At 39.8% G+C, this 1,270-nt stretch carries 1 protein-coding gene; it reads right to left on the reverse strand.

Translation table 11 applies throughout. The features are described 5' to 3' along the window. Window positions 1–20: 20 nt before the first annotated feature. A complete protein-coding gene (locus FTT84_RS17845; RefSeq protein ID WP_005261588.1) occupies window positions 21–1,172 on the reverse strand; it encodes an IS4-like element ISAbe18 family transposase in 1,152 nt (383 codons plus the stop codon). Between the last annotated feature and the right edge of the window lie 98 nt (window positions 1,173–1,270).

The raw sequence follows: 1,270 nt of genomic DNA on the forward strand, positions 1-1,270 counted from the left end.
CATTGCTGTCCCACAATTTTTCACAAGAGGAAGCTCATTTGAGCTTCCTCTTGTTTTATGGGTATTTTATCGGGTGAAAATAAAGCTTTTAAAGTTCTTCTTTCAAACAAATTCACTTGAATTATTCTGAGTAAACGTTGAACTGTCCAACCTGTTTTCCCTAAATGTTGAGCGAAACTCACCAATAAATAGGCGATCATCGCAATCCAGATTTGTGTCTGAATTGCGTTCCTGCTGCGGCCTAGAAACGCTTTTAATTTGAGATTCTGCTTAATCGCCTTAAAGAACAGCTCAACTTTCCAACGATCTTTATAAATCGCCGCAATGGTGGAGGCGGCTAAATGAAAGTTATTGCTGAGAAAGCTAAAGTGCTTGCCACTTTGCTGATCTCTATATTCAATTCTTCTTAACACTGGGGCTTTTCTTTTTAGGGCATGTGCGCTATTCAGCTGAATGGTTTCATCTTTTAGAATACCTTTGGATTCAAGCACTGGATGTTGCTGGATCACCTGATACACAGATTTAGGCCTAAAACGTGTGACAAATCCAATGTTTTGAGCAGTCAGATTTGCATACCATTGGTAATCGACATAGCCTTTATCAAAAACTACAATGCTGCCAGCAGGAAACTGGAATTTGCGGCCTTGTACCATGTCATTTTCTTTGCCATTTTCAACTGCAACAAACTCAGGAATATCATTGCTGTGATTCAATCCTATGCTGAGTTTCATGCTGGCTTTTGAGTTGTGAACTTTGGCCCATTCACATAAGGAAAGCGACAGGTCAATATGACTGGCATCCAAGGAATACAAGGGATTCTTAAAGCGAAATTTATGAGCTACTTTTGAGTGTTCATAGTATTTAAGCAACTTGTAAAATAGCTGTTGATACAAGGCAGCAGGCTGCTGCTCATTGATTCGTGCCAGCGTGCTTCGGGGAATAGACTTTGCTCCGAGATGACTTAGCTTTTCCTGTTGGCACTCCAAATTGGATTGAATATCTCTCAGACTTTGCCTACAAGAGAATTGAGACATCAATATGGCAATAAACTGATCCCACCGGGAAGCCGCTCTAAATTTCTGTCCAACATGGTGTACTTTAGCAAGTTGTTCAAAATCCTGTCGCACAACAGGTTTAATTAGCTCATGAAATACGGTATTCTGATGTGACAAAACCTGAATCCTAGTCGTTAAAGTGTTTGTTTGCACTCATATTTTAACTGTTAGGACTCAGGTTTTTTTATTTAAAGCAAACTATGGGACAGCAGTGG

This window comes from Acinetobacter sp. YH01019, from assembly GCF_013420285.1.
Classification (GTDB): Bacteria; Pseudomonadota; Gammaproteobacteria; order Pseudomonadales; family Moraxellaceae; genus Acinetobacter; species Acinetobacter gandensis.